Raw genomic sequence first — 19731 nt, 5'->3', positions numbered from 1 at the left:
GGCCGCTGCCTGGATCGGCCAGCAACACCGGTGTGCAATCGGCGCCGCAGACCCAGAGGCTCTGGCCACCCGCATCGCTGCAGAGGCCATCGGCATCCGGCCAGGGATCCGTCCTCGCCGCGGAGGCGGCGACCACCTCCGCCCCATGCACCTGGCGGGTCCGATGGATGCTGACACCGGCGCTCAGATAGCCGGCCAGAACCTCGGGGCCGCGGCCCTGCCACTGCCGGGTGAAGAAGCCGTGCTCAAAGCCGTCGAGCAGATCGGCCTGCAGGTAGTAGCCGCCGTAACAGCCCACCCAGGTCCAGCCGGCCAGGTCGTTGAAGCCCGCATCGGGGCGCTGAAACGGGGGCGGAACGTGTTCGGCCATGGCGAAGCGACGCCTCAGGCGTCCGGCAGATCCCGCAGCAGCCAGAAGCCCTGAAAGCGCGGTTCGGTCTCGCTGCTCTGAACGGCCAGGAACTGCAGCCCCCCCGCTTGTGCACGGGCGGCGGCGAAAGCGGCGGCAGACGCCCTGGCTTCCTCGGCTGGCAGCCGGGCCAGCAACCAGCGATCCTCGAGGCCCGCCTCCAGCACCAGCTGATCGCCGCTGATCTCCAGTCTGACCGGCTCCAGCCCGGCGAACCAGGCGGCCAGGGCCAGGGAGCGGTGGCGGCTGAACAGACGCACACCGGGAATCGGGGTGTCGTCAGCCAGGTTGTCGGGGCGGCGGATCAGCCCGGCGAAGTCGATGTCCCAGCCCGCAGCATCAGCGATGGCTGCTGCCGGCAGGCTGGCCCAGCTCCAGCTGTCGCCACGGGCCGCTTCCGGCAGGGGAATGGCCACCGGCTGGATCGGTGCCGGCGGGGGTGCCAGGGGGCCAGCCATGTAGCCCTCCTCGGCGGGATACACGATGGCCTGACGCTCCTGCAGCCACTCCACCAGGGCGTAACAGCGGCGGCTCGGCACCAGTTCCACCCCCAGGCCCTCAGCAGCCCGCTGCACCATCGTGCGCATCGAGGCTCGCCAGCAGCGCAGCCGACGTGGTGGATCCAGACCTTGGTCGGTGGCCTCGGCCAGAGCCTCTTCGATGGCCTGTTTCAGCCAGATCGAGTTCACGCTGTTGGACGGACAGGTGCGATGCCAGCGGAAGGGCAGACCGGTGTCGGTCGCTTCAGGCGTGGCACAGATCAGCAGCTCCCAGCGTTTCTTGCCGTCGGCTTCGAGGATCGGGCGGGAATAAAAGTCGAGCTCCCAGTCCGGGGCGGATCGGGCGGTCTCGATCGGTGCCGCGGGCTGGGCAGAGGCGGTCGATCCGCTCATCCGGCGTTCTGCTCCTGCTGGCGCAGCACGGATCGCGCCCGATTGGCGCGGTCGGTGGCCTCGGCCATCACTTTCTCCTTTTCAATCAGCAGCTCACCGGGCTGGCCCTCCAGCAGGGCGGTGTTCAGGGCGATCCGTCCGCGGCCCGGATCCAGGTCTGTGATCAGGGCCTTCACCCGGTCGCCCTGATCGAACACCTCGCGCAGGTCGCGCATCTGGCCACCGGTGATGGAGGAGTGGTGCAGCAGGCCGCTGACGCCACCGAGGTCGACGAACAGGCCATAGGGCTTCACCGCCACGACCTGACCCTCCACCAGCTGGCCGATCTCCAGGGCGGCGAACCTCGCGGCGGAAGCGGCCTTCTTCTCGGAAAGCACCAGCTTGCGGGTCTCGGGGTTGACCTCCAGGAACGCGGCGCCGATGGTCTTGCCCACCAGGGCCTCGTGGTTCTCGCCTTCGTTGAGCTGGGAGCGGGGAATGAAGCCCCGCAGGCCCTCCAGGTCGCAGGTGACGCCACCACGGTTGAAGCCGTTCACCTTCACCTGCACCACCTGGCCATCCTTCTCCAGCTGGCGCACCTTGTCCCAGCTCTGGCGCAGGGCGAGGGCGCGGGCACTCACGGTCACCATGCCGTCGGCATTCTGCTCGCGGGTGACCAGCACTTCGACCTCAGCCCCCTTGGGGAAGCGTTCCTTGAGGTTGGTGATCACCCCGAGGCCGCATTCGTTCTTCGGCATGAAGCCCGGGGCCTTGCCGCCAATGTCCACATACACCCCATCGCTCTCCAGAGCGATGACCACGCCACGCACCACTTCACCGGTCGTCCCGACCGGCTCGTTCTCGTCGAGGGCCGCGAGGAAGGCCTCCTCGTCGAAATCGAAATCGTCAACCGTGCGGCTGGGCTGAGTGGGCCGATCACCACTGGCATCGGAACCGGGTCGTCCCTGGCCGATGGAGCGGGCAGACCCGGACCCGCCGCTCGGGCGGCGGCGCTGGCTGGAGTCGGGCCCCAGCAGATCGGCCATGGTGAGCCCCTCGAGCTCTCCCATGCCGAACAGGTCATCGTCGCTGCGGGCGGGCCGCTGCTGCGTTGGGGCCGCCTGAGGCTGGGCCGTGGTGGCGTCGTTCCGGACCGGCGGCGCCAGTGGAGCAGCAGCGTCCTGCGCAACAGCGTCAGGGGCGGCTTGCTCCTCCTTCTTGAGCATCAACACCTGGGGCAGCTTGCGCACTGGTGCGCCTGCCTGGGGCCTGGACGCTCCCGGCGGAACGGGGCGCTGGGAGGGCGTGCGCGGCGAGGGGCTGCCGGTTCCGGCCATGTCCACAGTGCTTGCGGGAGCCACACACTGTAGGCACCCTGCCTCTATCCCATGGAGCGACGCCTGGAGCGACTGAGCTGGCCGGCCCTGCAGGCAGCGGCATCCCGACCCGGCAGCACCGTGGTCTGGCCCTTCGGTGCGATCGAGCAGCACGGCCCCCATTTGCCTCTGGGCACCGATGCCCTCTTTGCCGAGAAGGTGCTGGAGGCGGTGCTGGAGGGTTGGGCCCGTCAAGGCCCTGACGAGCCCGCCTGGCCCCTGTGGCGGTTACCGGTGCAGGCGATCGGCTTCTCGCCGGAGCATCAGGGCTTTGCCGGCACCCTCAGCCTCGATGCGGAAACCCTGATCGCCATGGTCCAGGCCGTGGGCCGCGATCTGGCGGCGGCGGGCTTCCGCCGGCTGGTGCTGTTCAACGGCCATGGCGGTCAGATCGCCCTGCTGCAGGTGGCGGCCCGGCAGCTGCGGGCCGCCCATCCGGCCCTGGCGGTGTTGCCCTGCTTCCTCTGGAGCGGGCCGGAAGGCATCGCTGACCTGATCCCGGAGCCGGAACGGTCCCAGGGGCTGCATGCCGCCCTGGCCGAAACCAGCCTGATGCTGCATCTGGCCCCCTCCCTGGTGGGGCCGCTGCCGCCTGCTGATGGTCTGCCGTCCCAGGCGCCTCCCACGGGCTGGAGCCTGGAAGGGGCCGCCCCTTCCGCCTGGCTCAGCCGTGATCTGAGCCGGTCCGGCGTGATCGGCGATCCGGGTGAGGCCAGCGGCGAGCTGGGCCAGGAGCTGTTCGAGCGACTGGTGGCCGGCTGGCGGAGCCGCTTCGAGGCGCTGCTGGCCAGTGACTGGCCCCCCGGAAGCCCAGGGGGTGACTACAGTCCAGGCCAGCATCCCTAAGTTGAAAGCGAGGTCGCCATGTCCCCACTCCCCAGTGCCGTTGAGTCTGCTGCGCCCGACCTGGCGCCCACAACGGTGGCCGAGGGGGGGCTGCCCGATTTCCAGAGTTCCAGTTACAAAGATGCCTACAGCCGCATCAATGCGATTGTGATTGAGGGTGAGCAGGAAGCCCACGACAACTACATTTCGCTCGGCAGCCTGTTGCCCGATCAGGCCGAGGAGTTGTCCCGCCTGGCCCGGATGGAGCTGAAGCACATGAAGGGCTTCACGGCCTGTGCCAACAATCTCGGTGTGACGGCTGACATGCCCTTCGCCAAGGAGTTCTTTGCGCCGCTGCATGGCAACTTCCAGGCGGCACTGGCCGAAGGCAAGGTGGTCACCTGTCTGCTGATTCAGGCCATCCTGATCGAAGCCTTTGCGATCTCGGCCTATCACATCTATATCCCGGTGGCCGATCCGTTCGCGCGCAAAATCACCGAAGGTGTGGTCAAAGACGAGTACACCCACCTCAACTACGGTCAGGAGTGGCTCAAGGCCAATCTTGAAGCCTCCCGTCAGGAGCTGGAGCAGGCCAACCGCGAAAATCTGCCCCTGGTGCGCAAGATGCTCGAACAGGTGGCTGGGGATGCTGCCGTTCTGCAGATGGAAAAGGAAGATCTGATGGCCGATTTCCTCAGCTCGTACCAGGAGGCCCTGATGGATATCGGCTTCACCGGCCGTGAGATCGCCAAGCTTGCTGCCGCTGCCCTGGTGGGCTGAGGCCTGGCCAAGGCGCAGGGCCTGAGAATGCCCATGGCAAGATGTGGCGCGCGTCCAGGGGGCGCGCCTTTGTCCTAGTAGCGACGGAAGACCTGATGTTCGGCCTGATCGGTCACTCCACCAGTTTTGAGGAGGCCAGAATCAAGGCCAGGTCCCTGGGCTACGACGAGTACGCCGATGGCGACCTCGACATGTGGTGCGCCGCTCCTCCTCAGCTGGTGGAGGAGGTGACGGTCACCAGTGCCACCGGCAAGACCATCCGAGGCGCCTACATCGATTCGGTGTTCGTTCCGGAAATGCTGCGGCGCTTCAAAACGGCGAAGCGGAAGGTGCTCAAGGCCATGGAACTGGCCCAGAAAAGTGGGATTGACATCACGGCCCTGGGAGGCTTCACATCAATCATTTTCGAAGATCTCAATCTTCTGCGCGAAGAGCGGGTCAGTGCGGTGCAGCTGGATTGGCAGCGCTTCACCACCGGCAACACCCATACGGCCTGGGTGATCTGCCGGCAGGTGGAGATCAACGCTCCCCGGCTGGGCATGGATCTGGCCACGGCCAAGGTGGCGGTGGTGGGTGCCAGTGGCGACATCGGCAGTGCGGTCTGCCGCTGGTTGCAGCGACGCGGCGTGGGTGACTTGCTGCTGGTGGCACGACGGCCCCAGCCATTGGTGGACCTCCAGGAGAGCCTCGGCAGCGGCCGGATTCTGCCGTTGGATCAGGCCCTGAGCGAAGCCGACGTGGTGGTGTGGGTGGCGAGCCTGCCCCAGAGCCTGCAGATCGATACGGCAACGCTGCGCAAGCCCTGCCTGATGATCGATGGCGGCTACCCCAAGAACCTCGACAGTCGCGCGGCGGCTGAGGGGGTGCATGTGCTCAAGGGGGGCATCGTCGAGTTCTGGCAGGACATCGGTTGGCAGATGATGGAAGTGGCGGAGATGGCCAGACCTCAGCGTCAGATGTTCGCCTGTTTCGCTGAGGCGATGCTGCTCGATTTCGAAGACATCCATACGAACTTCAGCTGGGGTCGCAACAACATCACCCTCGAGGCCATGGACCTGATTGGCGCTGCTTCCCTCCGCCATGGCTTTTCAGCCCTCGCCTTGGACTCGGATCAGGCCCCCGAATCCGCTGACCCCGCCGCCGCCCCCGCCCTGGCTTCGGCCTGAATTCCTTCTCCTCCTTTCCGATCGCCATGGCCCGCCGCGCCCTGCTGGACTTCGAAAAACCCCTGGTGGAGCTCGAGGAACAGATCGACCAGATTCGCCAGTTGGCGCGGGATTCCGAGGTGGATGTGAGCCAGCAGCTCCTGCAGCTGGAAACCCTGGCCACCCGTCGCCGCGAGGAGATCTTTCTGGCGCTCACTCCGGCCCAGAAGATTCAGGTGGCGCGCCATCCCCAGCGGCCCAGCAGCCTCGATTACATCCAGCTGATCACCGACGAGTGGATTGAGCTCCATGGCGATCGGCGGGGCTCCGACGACAAGGCCCTGGTGGGCGGGGTGGGCCGTATCGGCGATCGGGCCGTGCTGTTGATCGGCCATCAGAAGGGGCGTGACACCAAGGAGAACGTGGCTCGCAACTTCGGCATGGCCTCGCCGGGTGGCTATCGCAAGGCGATGCGGCTGATGGAGCACGCCGATCGCTTCCGGCTGCCGATCCTCTGTTTCATCGACACGCCCGGGGCCTATGCCGGCGTGCTGGCCGAGGAGCAGGGGCAGGGCGAGGCGATTGCGGTCAACCTGCGCGAGATGTTCCGCCTGCGGGTGCCGATCGTGGCCACCGTGATTGGTGAGGGCGGCTCCGGTGGAGCCCTGGGCATCGGGGTGGCGGATCGGCTGCTGATGTTCGAGCACAGCGTCTACACGGTGGCCAGTCCCGAGGCCTGTGCCTCGATTCTCTGGCGCGATGCCGCCAAGGCACCGGCAGCGGCCGAGGCCCTCAAGATCACGGGGCCCGATCTGCTGCGGCTTGACATCATCGATCGGGTGCTGCAGGAGCCCTCGGGTGGGAATCACTGGGCACCGCTGCAGGCTGCCGCCACGCTCAAGGGCGCCCTGCTGGAGTCGCTCGAGGAGCTGTCCAGCCTGTCTGAGCACGACCTGCTGGAGCAGCGCTACGCCAAGTACCGGGCCATGGGCCGGTATGAGGCGGCTTCCCCTACCCCAGAGGCCGTCGCTCCTGTTTAGGGTCTGAAGGAACGCGCGAGCACCTTGGTTGCTGCTCTGATCACGGGTGCCTCCAGAGGGATCGGCGCAGCGGCCGCCCGCAAGCTGGCGGCCAACGGCTATGACCTGCTCCTGCTGGCGCGCTCCCTGCCGGACCTTGAGACCCTGGCCGATGAACTCCGTCCCCTGGGTCGAACCGTTGAGGTGGCCGCCATCGACCTGGCGGATGCCGCAGCCATCCCCGTCGGGCTGGATCAGCTCTGCAGCCGGGGCCTTCTGCCACAGCTGGTGATCAACAATGCCGGCGTCGCCTACACCGGCGCCCTGGCCTCGATGCCTCTGTCGCAGTGGCAGTGGCTGTTTCAGCTCAACGTCACCAGCGTTTTTCAGGTGTGTCAGGCCGTTCTGCCGCACCTGCGTGCCGCCGGCCGTGGTCACATCATCAATGTGAGCAGCCATGCCGCCCATCAGGCCTTCCCGGACTGGGGCGCCTACTGCGCCAGCAAGGCGGCACTGGTTTCGTTCAGCCGTTGTCTGGCTGTCGAGGAACGCACCCACGGGATTCGAGTGAGCACGCTCACTCTGGGTGCAGTCAATTCAAGCCTTTGGGATAGCGAAACCGTCCACAGTGACTTTGACCGGCGTGCCATGCTTGATCCCGAGCAAGCGGCCGATGCACTGCTGTTTCTGGCTCAACAACCCGCCACCCAGGTGGTTGAAGACCTCACGCTCATGCCGGCCGCCGGCGCTCTCTAACCCTCTTTCATGACCTCCACCCTCCCCTCCCGCTTTTCAACCGGTGCCATGGCGACGCCTGAGGCTGCTCCCCTGCCGGCGAGCCACCGTATCCGTGAGCGGCTGCGGGAAGCTGGTGTCTCCTTCCTCGCCAACGACAACATCTCCGCCTATCTCGGCGAGGGTGAACTTGACCAGCTCGAGATTGAGGTGGCAGGCAAGGTGCGCGATCTGCTGCGCAGTCTGGTGATTGACATCGAAAATGATCACAACACCGAAGAGACAGCCGAGCGGGTCGCCCGTATGTATCTTCACGAAGTCTTTAAAGGGCGCTATCACGAGCAGCCCAAGATTGCCAGTTTCCCCAATGTGAAGAAGCTGGATGAAATTTATACGGTTGGGCCAATTTCCGTGCGTTCGGCCTGTTCGCACCACCTCGTGCCGATTCTCGGCAACTGCTGGATTGGAATCAAGCCGGGTGACCGCGTGATCGGGCTTTCCAAATTCTCTCGTGTCGCCGACTGGGTCTTCTCCCGTCCCCATATCCAGGAAGAGGCCGTGATGATTCTGGCCGATGAGATTGAGCGGCTCTGTGAGCCCCAGGGATTGGCGATTCTGGTGAAGGCTCAGCACTATTGCATGAAATGGCGCGGCGTCAAGGAACCCCAGACCAGCATGGTCAATTCCGTGGTGCGTGGCGATTTCCGCCTCGATCCCAGTCTCAAGCAGGAGTTCTTCGAACTCGTGAAACAGCAGGAAGCCGTTCTGTCCACCTGAAATGGGCTTGGGTTGTCAACGGGACGGATGTGGAACAGGGTCTCGGCTGAGCAGGATCCACGTCCCCCAGCAGACCAAGACCACCGTCTCAACGGAACGGATCACTGAGCCTTAATCATGGATCTGCTGGCTAGTTCAGGGGGTGATTGAGGGTCTGGCCACGCCGATCGGTCCCACGGGTGCTGAGGCCAGGCGCCTGGTTCCGTTCGGTGTCTCGCTCACCACCACCACCATCACCTCATAGGCCAGATCGTTGGTGGTGGGCTGGTAGCTGGGGCCTGAAGCTTCAGCAATCAGCTCCCAGTGGTTGCGGCCTGGCGCCAGTCGGTACCAGTGGTACTGGCTGGCGGCGAGGGCCGCTTGGCCATCGGCCACGATCGTGGCCTGCAGCAGCGAGCCCACCCGAGCCTCTCCCTGGAGCTCCAGCCGTCGCAGCCCATCGATCTGCTGCTCCACCGCCCCCTCCAGCTGCTGGTCAGCCCCGATCTCGCCCCGCAGGATCCGGATCTGCTGTTGCGGTGTTCCCGTTACTCCCGGCACGCACTGCAGGGCGCCCTCAATCAGCTGGCAGCCGACCAGATCCTGGGCTTTCAGCGCCGCCGGGCCGCCCAGGGGCAGGGCGGTGGCCAGGATCAGGCCAGCAAGCTGACGCATGCGGGCAGGCTGCCACAGGCCCATGGCCCTGGCAGGGCGGGCCTGAGACGCGGAAGAGAGGGGGATCGGCACGGGCGGCGGCAACCGGCGGGAGTCCTGATCCTGCCGCCGCGGCGGCGATTCGTCAGCCGATCGGTGCGGCAGTCCTGGCGCTGGCTGGCCTGGTCCCCTCGCCCTTCACCAGCCGCACCAGGGCCGCCACCCGGGCGATGTCCTTGTCTCCGGGGCTGAGTTCCACGCGGCTGGAGGCGTCGAGGCCATCGGGGCTGAGCGTCTCCAGCACCGCGCCGACGGTCTCCGGCCCGATGCCCCCGGCCAACCACCAGGGCAGGGAGGGGCGGAACTCCTGAAGCCACTGCAGCGGGATGGCGCGGCCCGTGCCGCCCAGCTGTCCTTCCACCCAGGCATCGAGCAGCAGCGCGTCCACCACCTCGGTGTAGGCCTGCGCTTTCGCCAGGTCGTCCGCCGAAGCGATTCGCAGGGCTTTCCAGAGCTGAACGCCCGCGCCCAGCCGCTGCCGCAGGTCGCGGCAGCGAGCCACCGACTCACTGCCGTGCAGTTGCACCACGCTGTGACCGCCCTCGCCCAGTTCCGCCAGACGGTCGTCGCCCGGATCGGCCACCACCAGCACGCCGCGGCAGAGCGGGTTGGCGGTCTGCATGGCAGCGAACAGCGCCGGACGTCGCTCGGCCGCCAGAAACCGGGGTGAACGCTCCACGGCGATCACGCCGATCGCATCGACGCCCAGGGCCGCCACGGCCGAGGCCTGGTCCGGCTGCCGCAGGCCGCAGATCTTGAGCTGGGGGCGGGCCATCCGGGGCGGGCGGTGCAGGAGCCTTTCTAGGATTGGAACCAATCTTCCTTGGGTCCGGCCTGAGGCTCTTGAACGCGGCGGCTGTGGGTGAAGGCTTGAGCAACGGCTGGCAAATCCTGCGGATCCGCGGCATTCCGCTGCGGATCCACCCCAGCTGGTTTGTGATTCTGATGGTGGCCACGGTGGCGTTCCAGCAGCACTACGCCATGGCCTCCGGCGAGACGGGGGGAAGCTTTGCCACCTGGTCCGTGGGCCTGCTCACGGCCGTGCTGCTGTTCGTCTCGGTGCTGCTGCACGAGCTGGGACATGCCCTGGTGGCCCTCAATCAGGGGGTGCGGGTGAACGCGATCACCCTGTTCCTGCTTGGCGGAGTGGCCAGCGTGGAGCGGGAGTGTTCCACAGCCCGCGGTGCCCTGCTGGTGGCGGCGGCGGGCCCGGCCGTCAGCCTGGTCCTGGGCGTCACCTTGCTCTCCCTTCAGCACGGAGCAGCCCATCTCGCCCCCCTGCTCGGCGAGATGGTCCAGGAGCTCGGGATCCTCAACCTGGTGCTGGCTTTGTTCAACCTGCTGCCCGGTCTGCCCCTGGATGGTGGCCTGATCCTCAAGGCCCTGGTCTGGCAGGTCACGGGCAGCCAGCGCCGCGGTGTGGAGGTGGCGATGGCCTCCGGCCGTTTCCTCTCTTTCCTCGCCGTGGGTCTGGGCACCGTGCTGTTGCTGCGTGGCGGTGGCATCTCCGGTGCCTGGCTGATTCTGCTCGGCTGGTTTGGTCTGGGAGCTGCCCGCAACCAGCGCCAGATGCTGGCTCTGCAGCAGGCGCTCAAGGATCTGCGGGTGAGGGATGCGGCCCAGCGCCGCTTCCGGGTGCTGGAGTCGTCCGACAGCCTGCGCCAGCTCAGCCAGCTACGCCTCAGCCAGGACAAGGGTCCGAGCGACTGGGTGCTGGTGTGCGATCGGGGCCGTTGGTGCGGTGTGATCGATGACGACCCCCTGCAGGCCCTGCCGGTTCAGCGCTGGGACACCGAGCGCATCGCCGATCACCTCAAACCGCTGGCTTCGTTGCCCTCGATCGGTGAGGGTGATGCGTTGTGGCAGGCGGCCCTGCGCCTGGAGGATGGTCCAGAGTCCCGTCTGCTGGTGCTGAGTCCCGCCGGGCTGCCCAGCGGCACCCTGGAGCGCCCCGAACTGAGTGAGGCTGTGCTGGGGCGGTTGGGTGTGAAGCTGCCGGCACCCATGCTCGAGCTGGCGCGGCGCCAGGGCACCTATCCCCTCGGTCTGGCCCTCGGTCAGGTGGCGCGCTCAATGGTGGCTTCCGGGGAAGTGAGCGTCAGCCCTTCCCTGTAGCGCTGCAGCCGCCCCTCCACAGCGTTCCATTCGGTGTCGCTGAGCGGCTGGGGTTGCAGCACGACCGGAGCGCCCGGCAGGGCCGACCGGGCCGCGGTCAGCAGTTGTTGCCGGAGCGGATGGTGGGGATCCTCCACTCCCAGGGTGCTGCTGAGTCGTCCTGCCGGCGGCGGCGGCGGAGGTTCCCCGAAGATCTGCCGCCACAGCTCCGGCTCCGGCGTCACCAGGATGGCGCCGTGTTGCAGCAGCTGGCCGCGGCGCCAGAGCTGGGCGCTGCCGATCCGCTTGAATCCAGCGGCGTCCACCAGATCCGCCGCGGTGGCGCTGGCAAAGCAGTTCGGTGCATGGGCCCCCTGGGAGCCGCTTGGCTCGTTGCCGAACTGGAGCGGCAGCCCCAGGGCGGCGAAGGCGTGCTGCAGCCAGCGGCAGGCCAGGCGGTAGGCCTCCAGGCGCTGGCCAGGGGGATCGGGCCAGATCAGGGCGTAGGTGAGATCGCCGCAGCCGTGCAGCACCGCCCGGCCGCCAGTGGGTCTGCGGACCAGGTCGATCAGGCCGTCCGCCGCCAGGGCCAGCCAGTGGGGCGGCAGACGCCGCTGGTGGTAGCCCAGCGACAGGGTGGGGCGGCTCCACCGGTAGAGACGCAGGGCCGGTTGGCCCTGATCGAGCATCCACTCATCGATCGCCATCTGCCAGGTTCCGGTGAGCGCCGAATCCGGCAGCAGGCGCCAGACCTGTGCTGTGCTGCCGTCCCGTACAGGATGCTGGGACCCGTCCATCGCCTCAGGTTGCCGCGCCGATGTCCTGGACCCTGCTGGCGCTGGTGCCCCTGGGCCTGCTGGCCGGGCTGCTCTCCGGCCTTCTGGGCATCGGTGGTGGGCTGATCTTTTCTCCGATTCTGCTGCTGATCGGCCTTGAGCCCCATCAGGCTCTGGCCACCAGCAGCCTGGCGATCGTTCCCACCACCCTGGCTGGCACATGGACCCATCTGCGCAGCGGTCAGCTGCCCCGCAGCGGTGGCGTCGCCATTGCCGCCGGCGCTGCCATCAGCGCGGCCCTGTTCAGCCGTCTGGGTCAGGGCCTGGAGGGCTGGATGCTGCTCGGCCTTCAGGCGCTGATGTATCTGCTGCTGGCGATCACGATCGAGCCGAAGGAGGCATCAGCAACCCATGACTCTCGACCTCTGCCTCTGGCCGGCCTGACCTCGGTGGGTGGCGTCGCCGGTCTGGCCGGTGGCCTGCTGGGTGTGGGGGGCGGCCTGATCATGGTGCCGCTGATGGTGAAAGCTCTGCAGGTGCCGATCCGTCTGGCGATCCGGTTCAGCACCCTGGGAGTGCTGGTGTCGTCCAGTGCGGCCTCGGTGGCGTTCCTGCAGGACGGCCGCGGCCAGCTTGTTCTTGCCGTGCTGCTGGGGGGAACGGCAGCCCTGGCGGCCCAGTGGTCGGCGGGCCAGTTGAACCGTTTCAGCGAGAGCTCTCTGGCCTGGATGCTGCGTGGCCTGGCCCTGCTGCTGGCGATCGACAGCAGCCGCCGCGCCGTGATGCTGCTGCTGGCCGGCTGAATCGGGCCCAACGGCCTCAGTTCTCACCCATCGGGGGAGAGGGGAGAGACTGCCAGAAGCCTGGATCCAGCTCGAAGCCGAGCACGGCGGCCATCTGGCTCAGGCTCTGACGGCAGTGCAGGCCGGCGGCACCGGCCCAGTCGTCCAGCAGAAAGAGGCGATGGGTGATCCACAGATCGAGGCTTTCCGGCGCGAAGCGGAGCCCCTCGTTGCGGCTGAAGCCATGGGGCAGCAGCATCGCCACGTGGCGGATCAGGTCGCCGTCCCTGCGGTCCAGCAGCAGCGTCAGCCAGGGGCAGAGGGCATCGGCGCGAAGGCTCCAGAGACGTAACTCAGGGATTTCCGAGAGTTCCCGGGGGTCATCGTCGGCGCGGGGCCATTCGTAGGAGAGGCGGAGCTTGCCTGTGCCGGCCAGCAGCTCGGCCGGGCTGAGCCGGCGCCACGGTTCCAGGGGGCTGAGGTCGAGGCGGCGGAGGCTTTCGGCCGGAATCCGCACGAGCCAGTCTTCGGAGGCGGGTGGGGTGGCCATCAAGAGCTGTGACAGCGCGGCGAAGAAGGCTGGACCGTAGCGAGCCGGCGGCAAAGAATGGTGCCGATTCCGTTCATGCTCCCCCAACCATGGTTTCAACCCTGAACCAGGCCGAAATCCTGATCGCTTTGGTGGTGGCCGCCCACGCCGGCGTCCTGGCCGTCCGTCTTTGCTTCAGCCTGTACAAGGCCTGATTCGGCGCTGAATCTGGGTGGGGGATTGGCATCCTTTCCTCCGCCTGCTACAAGCAAGTCAGTTCGACAGCGGCCCTGAGGGCCCGATGCCCGTGCCTGCCCCCCGTCGTTCCCGTTCTTCCCCGCCGCAGCGGCGTGCTGAGTCCCGTGGCACAGTCCGGGCTGGCTCAGGCGATCGCCGGTCCAGCCCCGTTGGACGAGCGCTCACGCAAGCCCGTCCGTTGCGGGCCGTCGATCCTGATCCAAGTGGGCTTGCCAGCCCGGTCATTGCAAGCGTCACCGCATTACCGGCCCCCAGCCTGAGTGAGGAGCAGAAGGAGTCGCTCTGCAGTGTCATCGGTCTGGTGGTGAAAATCGGTCTGGTGTCGGTGGTCGGAGTCAGCTTGGTGCGTCTGGCCGCGGCCTATCAGGACCGCATGGAACGCCAGGGTGAACTGGCCGCTGTTCTTGATATCGAGAAAGCCAAACTTCACCGGGCTCGCGAACGTTTCGATCAACTCTTCAGCGTCGACGGAGAGCAGCGCCTCATCCGGGAGCAGGATCAGTGGATTGCTCCCAATCGCCTGCGGATCGTCTGGCAGTCCCCCGCCGCGTTTCCTTCTGTTGAGCAGCCTTCCGGCACCAAGCCTGCCGTCAGCCCGGTTCCTTAGGTTGTCAGGCGCCTGCTCGCCCGCATGATGGCCCTACCCGCCGCCGCCCCCGGAACGGTCCTGATCACCGGTACGACCTCGGGGGTCGGTCTCAACGCCGTCAAGGCCCTCGTTGATCGAGGCTGGACCGTGGTGACAGCCAATCGCGACCCCGTTCGGGCCGCTGCCGCCAGCGACTCCCTCGGCATTCCCGCCGACCGGCTCCACCATCTGCGCATTGATCTGGGCGATCTCGAGAGTGTGCGGGTCGGCGTTGAGGCGCTGGTGGCATCTCTGGAGCAACCGCTGGATGCCCTGGTGATCAATGCGGCTGTTTACAAGCCGCGTCTGAAAGAGCCCGAACGCTCACCTCAGGGTTATGAGCTCTCGATGGCCACCAACCATCTTGGTCATTTTCTGTTGATTCAGTTGCTGCTTGAGGATCTGCAGCGCTCCACCCATCCCTCCCGCCGGGTGGTGGTGCTGGGCACCGTCACCGCCAACTCCAAGGAGTTGGGTGGCAAGATCCCGATCCCCGCCCCTGCCGATCTGGGCGACCTCTCCGGCTTCGAACTCGGCTTCAAGGCTCCGATCAGTATGGCCAGCGGCAAGCCCTTCAAGCCGGGCAAGGCCTATAAAGACAGCAAGCTCTGCAACATGATCACCACCCAGGAGCTGCACCGCCGCCTCAATGCCTCCACGGGAATCGTGTTCAGCTCTCTCTACCCGGGCTGCGTCGCTGACACACCCCTGTTCCGCAATACACCGAAGCTGTTTCAGAAGATCTTCCCCTGGTTCCAGAAGAACATCACCGGTGGCTACGTGAGTCAGCAGTTGGCCGGTGACCGGGTGGCACAGGTGGTGGCGGAACCCGAATTCGCCGTTTCGGGAGTGCACTGGAGCTGGGGCAATCGCCAGAAGCGTGGTGGCAAGCAGTTCAGCCAGGAACTCTCCTACAAGGCCAGCAATCCAGTCACTGCCCAGAAGATGTGGGATTATTCGATGGACCTGGTGGGTCTGGGCTGAGGCCTGATTAGCGGCCTGCTCAATCCTGCGCAGGCCTAGCACGATTCCTCCTTTCAACGGAAGGAATCAAGATCAGTCCGGATTGAAGATCCAATCAGCACAAATCAATGGCCAGAAACAATGCCTTGCTAGAGTAAAGTCTCGGCCGGAATCAGTGTCTGTTCAATATTGATGGCCATCCACTGTTGACATCCGGATGACATCAACCACCGCCATCTGCTGAAGATGGCGGTGGTTGACCGCAATGGACGACGAACGTCAGTCGAAGCCGAGCAGATCGAAGATCTCGCGATCCTTGAGCGACTCAGCCTCCAAAGGCTCGACATTGTCGAGCATCCGTTGGGCGAGGTTGAGATATTCCTGCTGAACGGCTTCCACCTCGGGGGTGGCTTCCATCTCAAAAATGGTGCACTTTTTCAAGCGGGAGCGACGGATCGCGTCGAGATCAGGAAAGTGAGCCATGGTGCGCATGCCGACGCGATCATTGAAGCGATCGATCTGGTCGGTGTCCTTGCTGCGGTTGGCTACCACGCCGCCCAGTCGAACCTTGTAGTTCTTCGCCTTGGCCTGAATGGCGGCAATGATCCGATTCATCGCAAAGATGGAATCAAAATCGTTGGCGGTCACGATCAGGCAGTAGTGGGCGTGCTGCAGCGGGGCCGCAAAGCCACCGCAGACCACGTCGCCCAGCACATCGAAGATCACTACATCGGTGTCTTCAAGCAGGTGATGCTCCTTGAGCAGTTTCACGGTCTGCCCGGTCACATATCCACCACAGCCGGTGCCGGCGGGTGGACCACCCGACTCGACGCACATGACGCCGTTATAACCTTCAAAAACAAAGTCGTTCGGCTGGAGCTCCTCAGTATGGAAATCCACCGTTTCGAGAATATCGATCACCGTGGGCACCATCTGCTTGGTGAGCGTGAAGGTGCTGTCGTGCTTGGGATCGCAGCCGATCTGCAGCACGCGTTTGCCCAGCTTCGAAAAGGCGGCCGACAGATTGGAGGACGTGGTGGATTTGCCGATGCCTCCCTTGCCGTAGACGGCAATCACCAGGGCTCCTTCCTCAATGCGCATGCCTGGGTCCTGATGGACCTGCACGCTGCCTTCGCCATCGGCATGCTGGCGGCTGTGGCTGCCGGCGTTCTGGGTTGCGGGTTTCGCAAGGGTGCTGGTCATGCGGATGTCGATCCTGAAATCTCCGGCGGTGATGGGCCCACTCCTGCCGCCGACGGAAGGAAGGACTGCAACGGCCACCACAGCCATCCAAGGGCAGCGCGATCACCTTGTCAGCGGGATCGCGTAAACCGCAACATGCTTGGTTGTCGTATCCTCATTCGGCCGCAGATCCGTGAGAGATCGGGTAGGAAAATCTCGCGGATCTGCTGAGTACTTCTACTCATCTCGGGCTGTGCTCTGGGTAGGCGTGCGTGGCTTCTTTAAAGGGCACCTCGAAACATTCGAGACCGGCGGGACCCTGCAAGGAGCGCTCATTGCATCGTCTGGGCCCGGCTTGGACTCTCATCCTTGGAAGGGGCGACTTTCAAGGTGCCTTGTTGTCGTCGGCTGCACGGAGACCTATGGACCACTCCGGGGCTGGAGGCAGCCTGTGCGCGTCGCTGCGGAGGCCGTGACTCCGGCGGGGAGTGGCTGGAGTCATCGGCTGAAATGAGCCTTGGCTTCGTAGAGGGTTTCGGCATCGATCCGATGCAGTCCCTGGGCCCGGGCAAAGGATTCAGCGTTGCGTCTGGCCTTGCCCCGCACGAAGAAGGGGATCTTGGCCAGTTCCGCCTCCCCATCCGGGCTCCAGTGCAGGCCGTTCTCCGCCAAAGCAGCTGCTGGAGCGGCTGTTGCCCCGGCTGCTGCTGATGCCACGGCTGTAGCTGTTGTGGTCTCTGTCGAGGCTGCGGCCCCTGTTGTTGGCTGTTTGGCCCCGTTGGTCCCGTTGGCTTCGATTCCGGCTCCAGCCGGTGCTCCACCGAGGTGGCTGCGGTGTCCTTCGGTGAACTCGAAATCGTGGCGGAACATCGTGATCAGGTGTTCCTCCAGCCCCATCATCAGCGGGTGCACCCAGGTGTCGAAGATCACGTTGGCTCCTTCCCAGCCCATCTGCGGTGAGGTGCGGGCCGGCACGTCCTGAACGTGCAGCGGCGTGCTGATCACGGCGCAGGGAATGCCCAGGCGCTTGGCACTGTGCCGCTCCATCTGGGTGCCCAGCACCAGCTCCGGTGCCGCCTCGGCCATGGCCTTCTCCACCACCAGGTAGTCGTCGGTGATCAGCGCGTCCAGGTCGAGCTCCTTGGCTGCGGCCCGCACGTCGCGGGCCTGCTCGCGGCTGTAGCTGCCCAGCCCCACCACCTGAAATCCCAGTTCCCGGCTGGCGATGCGGGCGGCGGCGATGGCGTGGGTGGCATCCCCGAAAATGAACACCCGCTTGCCTGTGAGGTAGGTGGAATCCACCGAGCGCGAATACCAGGGCAGTCGGGATCGCTGCTCCGCTTCGGCGTTGGTGGCGGCAGCGATCACCTCGGAGTCCATCTCCAGCAGGTTGGTGACCTCCCGCAGGAAGTCGCCGGTGGCGCCAATGCCGATCGGCACGCTGCGCACCACCGGCATGCCGAAGCTCCGCTCCAGCCAGTTGCAGACCGGGCCGGCCACCTCGGGATAGAGGCAGACGTTGGCATCGGCGCTGGGGATGCGCAGCAGATCCGCCGGTCTTGCACCCAGAGGGGCGACCACGGTCACGTCGATGCCGTGCTCGCCCAGCAGGCGCGTGATCTCAACGATGTCGTCGCGACAGCGGAAGCCCAGCAATGTGGGGCCCAGCAGGTTCACCCGCGGCCGGCGACCCTCCTGGCGCCAGCGGGTCGGTGAGGGCTTGGCGGCCCCGGGCGGCGGCAGCTGTGGTTTGAGCAGGGCTCGCACCAGTTGGTAGAAGGTCTCCGCTGCTCCCCAGTTCTCTTTCTTGGAGTAAGCCGGCAGCTCCAGGCTCACCACCGGAATGCCGCCCAGATCCATGCCGCCGGCCAGGGCCCCAGGCTGATCCTGGATCAGTTCGGCGGTGCAGCTTTCTCCCACCAGCAGGGCCTCCGGCCGGAACCGCTCCACGGCGTCGTTGATCGAGCGCTTCACCAGTTCGGCTGTGTCACCGCCCAGATCGCGGGCCTGGAAGGTGGTGTAGGTCACGGGAGGGCGCCGGTCGCGCCGTTCGATCATGGTGAACAGCAGATCGGCGTAGGTGTCTCCCTGGGGGGCATGCAGCACGTAGTGCACCCCTTCCATCGAGGTGGCGATGCGCATCGCGCCCACATGGGGAGGGCCTTCGTAGGTCCAGAGAGTGAGTTCCACAGGAAGGGGTTGGAGAGGGAAGAAGCGATCGGAAGACGGGTCGGGGCTGGGGTGGACCAGCGCTCAGAGCCCACAGCTCAGGTGAACCGGAGAGTTCAGCTGAACTGGAGCAGGTTGCGGCGCCGCAGCGGCCGTGAGAACAGCTCGGCCAGATCCCCGGCCTGGTCGCAGCCGTGGATCGGGCTGAACACCAGTTCGATCGACCACTTGGTGGCGATCCCTTCGGCTTCCAGCGGGTTCGCCAGCCCCAGGCCGCAGACCACCAGATCAGGCCGGGCGGCCCGGACCCGCTCCAGCTGGCGTTCCACGTCCTGGCCCTCGGTGATGGCCGTGCCGGCGGGAAGCAGGGCCAGCTCTTCGGCCAGCAGCTGGCGATCCAGGTAGGGGGTACCCACTTCCACCAGCTCCATGCCGCACTCCTGATGCAGGAAACGGGCCAGGGAGAGTTCCAGCTGGGAGTCGGGCATCAGCACCAGCCGTTTGCCGGCCAGCACCTCCCGGTGGGGGGCCACCGCCCGCCGGCCCCGCTCCACCAGCGGTGCAAGGACCGCCTCGATCGCCGCCGGGGCCAGGCCACAGGCGGTGGCAGCGGCCCGCATCCAGAGCCGGCTTCCCTCCACGCCGAAGGGATAGGGGGCCGGGATCAGTTCGGCGCCGCGGGCCTGCAGGGCCCGGGCGGTGGCACTGAGGAACGGCTGCGCCAGCAGCACCTTCGTGCCGCGGCCCACCGGCGGCAGTTCGGTGGATCGCCGCGGCGGCAGGCTGCGCACCCGCTCGATCCCCATGCGTCCGAACAGGTCGATCAACCGATCTTCCACCGGATCGGCGAGGGTGCCCACGATCAGCAGCTGCGGCTCGTCGCTGGCCGGCATCAGCGGCTGCATCGCCAGCAGGGCCTGATCCTCCCCCTGGGTGAAGGTGGTTTCGATCCCACTGCCGCTGTAGTTCAGCACCCGCACCCGTCCGGCCAGCTGGCCGTTGAGCCGCTCGGCAGCCTTGCCCAGGTCGAGCTTGATCACCTCGCTGGGGCACGACCCCACCAGGAAGAGGGTGCGGATCTCGGGCCGTCTCTCCAGCAGGTCGCGCACCAGCCGGTCGAGCTCCTCATTGGCATCGGCGAGGCCGGCCAGGTCCCGTTCCCCGAGGATGGCCGTGCCGAACCGGGGTTCGGCGAAGATCATCACCCCGGCGGCGCTCTGGACCAGGTGGGCGCAGGTGCGGGACCCCACCACCAGGAAGAAGGCATCGGGCATGCGGCGGTGCAGCCACACGATCGAGGTGAGACCGCAGAACACCTCCCGTTGTCCGCTCTCCCGCAAGACGGGGGGAAGGTGGGAGGAGCTCTCCCGGCCACCGGCGGTGACGGCTGGAGCCCATGGTGCGACAGCGCCCATCGAAACGGGCCTCCTGGCGATGCGATCCCTTAGGCCTAGCTACTCACGGGGACTCTGCAGGCAGGGAGTCAGAACTCTTCGGGAACACGTCACTCTTCGGCAACACGTCGCTCTGGCGTGGCCCCTCCGGCTGGCAGTTCAGCGCGAGCCGAGGGCCCCCGGACAGGTAGTGATCAGCGTTTGTGATCGTTGCGACAAGATCTGTGCATCGCTGCGGGCCCTCCCCGAGCCGGCAGCAGCCGGAACCCAGCAGGGGCGAGGGATAGAGTCGCGTCGCAAACCAACCGTCTCCCTGTCGCCAGGA

Annotated in this window: 21 protein-coding genes; 11 read left to right on the top strand and 10 right to left on the bottom strand. The window is 66.2% G+C overall.

All coding sequences use genetic code 11. The features are described 5' to 3' along the window. The 3 genes from VB716_RS15425 to VB716_RS15415 all read right to left on the bottom strand — a co-directional run. On the bottom strand, nt 1-370 hold a 370-nt coding region (locus VB716_RS15425; RefSeq protein ID WP_323270937.1), incomplete at its 3' end, for a laccase domain-containing protein. A 14-nt stretch (nt 371-384) separates the two neighbouring features. Then, nucleotides 385-1302, bottom strand: a complete 918-nt coding sequence (locus VB716_RS15420) for a Tab2/Atab2 family RNA-binding protein (protein ID WP_322758488.1) — start codon at nt 1300-1302, stop codon at nt 385-387. Then, nucleotides 1299-2618, bottom strand: coding sequence for a S1 RNA-binding domain-containing protein (locus tag VB716_RS15415; protein ID WP_322758489.1), 1320 nt, complete (start codon nt 2616-2618; stop codon nt 1299-1301). The genes VB716_RS15420 and VB716_RS15415 overlap by 4 nt, the downstream gene beginning before the upstream one ends. Before the next feature lie 51 nt (nt 2619-2669). Here VB716_RS15415 and VB716_RS15410 point away from each other — a divergent pair, with 51 nt between their 5' ends. The 6 genes from VB716_RS15410 (at nt 2670) to folE (ending at nt 7938) form a co-directional block, all read left to right on the top strand. Next, nucleotides 2670-3503, top strand: a complete 834-nt coding sequence (locus tag VB716_RS15410) for a creatininase family protein (protein ID WP_197170520.1) — start codon at nt 2670-2672, stop codon at nt 3501-3503. Nucleotides 3504-3521: 18 nt separating this feature from the next. After that, entirely contained in the window at nt 3522-4262 is a 741-nt protein-coding gene (locus VB716_RS15405) for an aldehyde oxygenase (deformylating) (protein WP_231597987.1), read from the top strand. 95 nt (nt 4263-4357) lie between these two features. Continuing rightward, a complete protein-coding gene (locus VB716_RS15400) occupies nt 4358-5428 on the top strand; it encodes a long-chain acyl-[acyl-carrier-protein] reductase (protein ID WP_322758490.1) in 1071 nt (356 codons plus the stop codon). A gap of 26 nt (nt 5429-5454) precedes the next feature. Beyond that, complete coding sequence (locus tag VB716_RS15395; protein ID WP_197156627.1) at nt 5455-6447, top strand: acetyl-CoA carboxylase carboxyltransferase subunit alpha; 993 nt, start codon at nt 5455-5457, stop codon at nt 6445-6447. Between the two features lie 24 nt (nt 6448-6471). Further along, complete coding sequence (locus VB716_RS15390; protein WP_322758491.1) at nt 6472-7182, top strand: SDR family oxidoreductase; 711 nt, start codon at nt 6472-6474, stop codon at nt 7180-7182. 9 nt (nt 7183-7191) lie between these two features. After that, nucleotides 7192-7938, top strand: a complete 747-nt coding sequence (gene folE, locus VB716_RS15385; protein ID WP_197170517.1) for a GTP cyclohydrolase I — start codon at nt 7192-7194, stop codon at nt 7936-7938. A 135-nt stretch (nt 7939-8073) separates the two neighbouring features. Here folE and VB716_RS15380 read toward each other — a convergent pair whose 3' ends face one another. Further along, nucleotides 8074-8592 (bottom strand): hypothetical protein, encoded by a 519-nt coding sequence (locus VB716_RS15380; protein ID WP_323249476.1) that lies wholly within the window; start codon nt 8590-8592, stop codon nt 8074-8076. A gap of 124 nt (nt 8593-8716) precedes the next feature. Next, the gene (locus tag VB716_RS15375) at nt 8717-9406 is read right to left on the bottom strand and encodes a phosphoribosylanthranilate isomerase (RefSeq protein ID WP_323270936.1); all 690 of its coding nucleotides are present in this window, start codon (nt 9404-9406) and stop codon (nt 8717-8719) included. A gap of 95 nt (nt 9407-9501) precedes the next feature. Between VB716_RS15375 and VB716_RS15370 the strand changes: the two genes are divergently transcribed. Continuing rightward, a complete protein-coding gene (locus tag VB716_RS15370; protein WP_197158865.1) occupies nt 9502-10746 on the top strand; it encodes a site-2 protease family protein in 1245 nt (414 codons plus the stop codon). Here VB716_RS15370 and VB716_RS15365 read toward each other — a convergent pair. Then, nucleotides 10689-11522, bottom strand: coding sequence for a lipoate--protein ligase family protein (locus VB716_RS15365; protein WP_322758494.1), 834 nt, complete (start codon nt 11520-11522; stop codon nt 10689-10691). The two genes, VB716_RS15370 and VB716_RS15365, sit on opposite strands and share 58 nt — an antisense overlap. Before the next feature lie 20 nt (nt 11523-11542). Here VB716_RS15365 and VB716_RS15360 point away from each other — a divergent pair, with 20 nt between their 5' ends. Next, on the top strand, nt 11543-12304 hold the full coding sequence (locus tag VB716_RS15360) for a sulfite exporter TauE/SafE family protein (protein WP_197170513.1): 762 nt from the start codon (nt 11543-11545) through the stop codon (nt 12302-12304). Between the two features lie 16 nt (nt 12305-12320). Here VB716_RS15360 and VB716_RS15355 read toward each other — a convergent pair whose 3' ends face one another. Further along, entirely contained in the window at nt 12321-12833 is a 513-nt protein-coding gene (locus tag VB716_RS15355; RefSeq protein ID WP_322758496.1) for a CRR6 family NdhI maturation factor, read from the bottom strand. A gap of 89 nt (nt 12834-12922) precedes the next feature. Between VB716_RS15355 and psaM the strand changes: the two genes are divergently transcribed. The 3 genes from psaM (at nt 12923) to VB716_RS15340 (ending at nt 14682) form a co-directional block, all read left to right on the top strand. After that, entirely contained in the window at nt 12923-13027 is a 105-nt protein-coding gene (psaM, locus tag VB716_RS15350) for a photosystem I reaction center subunit XII (RefSeq protein WP_197156612.1), read from the top strand. 347 nt (nt 13028-13374) lie between these two features. Then, a complete protein-coding gene (locus tag VB716_RS15345; protein WP_231605368.1) occupies nt 13375-13677 on the top strand; it encodes a hypothetical protein in 303 nt (100 codons plus the stop codon). A gap of 24 nt (nt 13678-13701) precedes the next feature. Continuing rightward, complete coding sequence (locus VB716_RS15340; RefSeq protein ID WP_323270935.1) at nt 13702-14682, top strand: protochlorophyllide reductase; 981 nt, start codon at nt 13702-13704, stop codon at nt 14680-14682. Between the two features lie 258 nt (nt 14683-14940). On the opposite strand, the gene bchL is transcribed toward VB716_RS15340, so the two are convergent. From bchL to VB716_RS15325, 3 genes are all read right to left on the bottom strand, one after another. After that, on the bottom strand, nt 14941-15864 hold the full coding sequence (gene bchL / locus VB716_RS15335) for a ferredoxin:protochlorophyllide reductase (ATP-dependent) iron-sulfur ATP-binding protein (protein ID WP_231598341.1): 924 nt from the start codon (nt 15862-15864) through the stop codon (nt 14941-14943). Between the two features lie 477 nt (nt 15865-16341). After that, entirely contained in the window at nt 16342-18033 is a 1692-nt protein-coding gene (locus VB716_RS15330) for a ferredoxin:protochlorophyllide reductase (ATP-dependent) subunit B (protein WP_323270934.1), read from the bottom strand. A gap of 95 nt (nt 18034-18128) precedes the next feature. After that, on the bottom strand, nt 18129-19427 hold the full coding sequence (locus VB716_RS15325; protein WP_197156606.1) for a ferredoxin:protochlorophyllide reductase (ATP-dependent) subunit N: 1299 nt from the start codon (nt 19425-19427) through the stop codon (nt 18129-18131). Nucleotides 19428-19731 lie beyond the last annotated feature (304 nt).

Source organism: Synechococcus sp. CCY9201, from assembly GCF_034931105.1.
Classification (GTDB): domain Bacteria; phylum Cyanobacteriota; class Cyanobacteriia; order PCC-6307; family Cyanobiaceae; genus CBW1002.
This window is presented reverse-complemented; position numbering and strand designations above follow the sequence as displayed.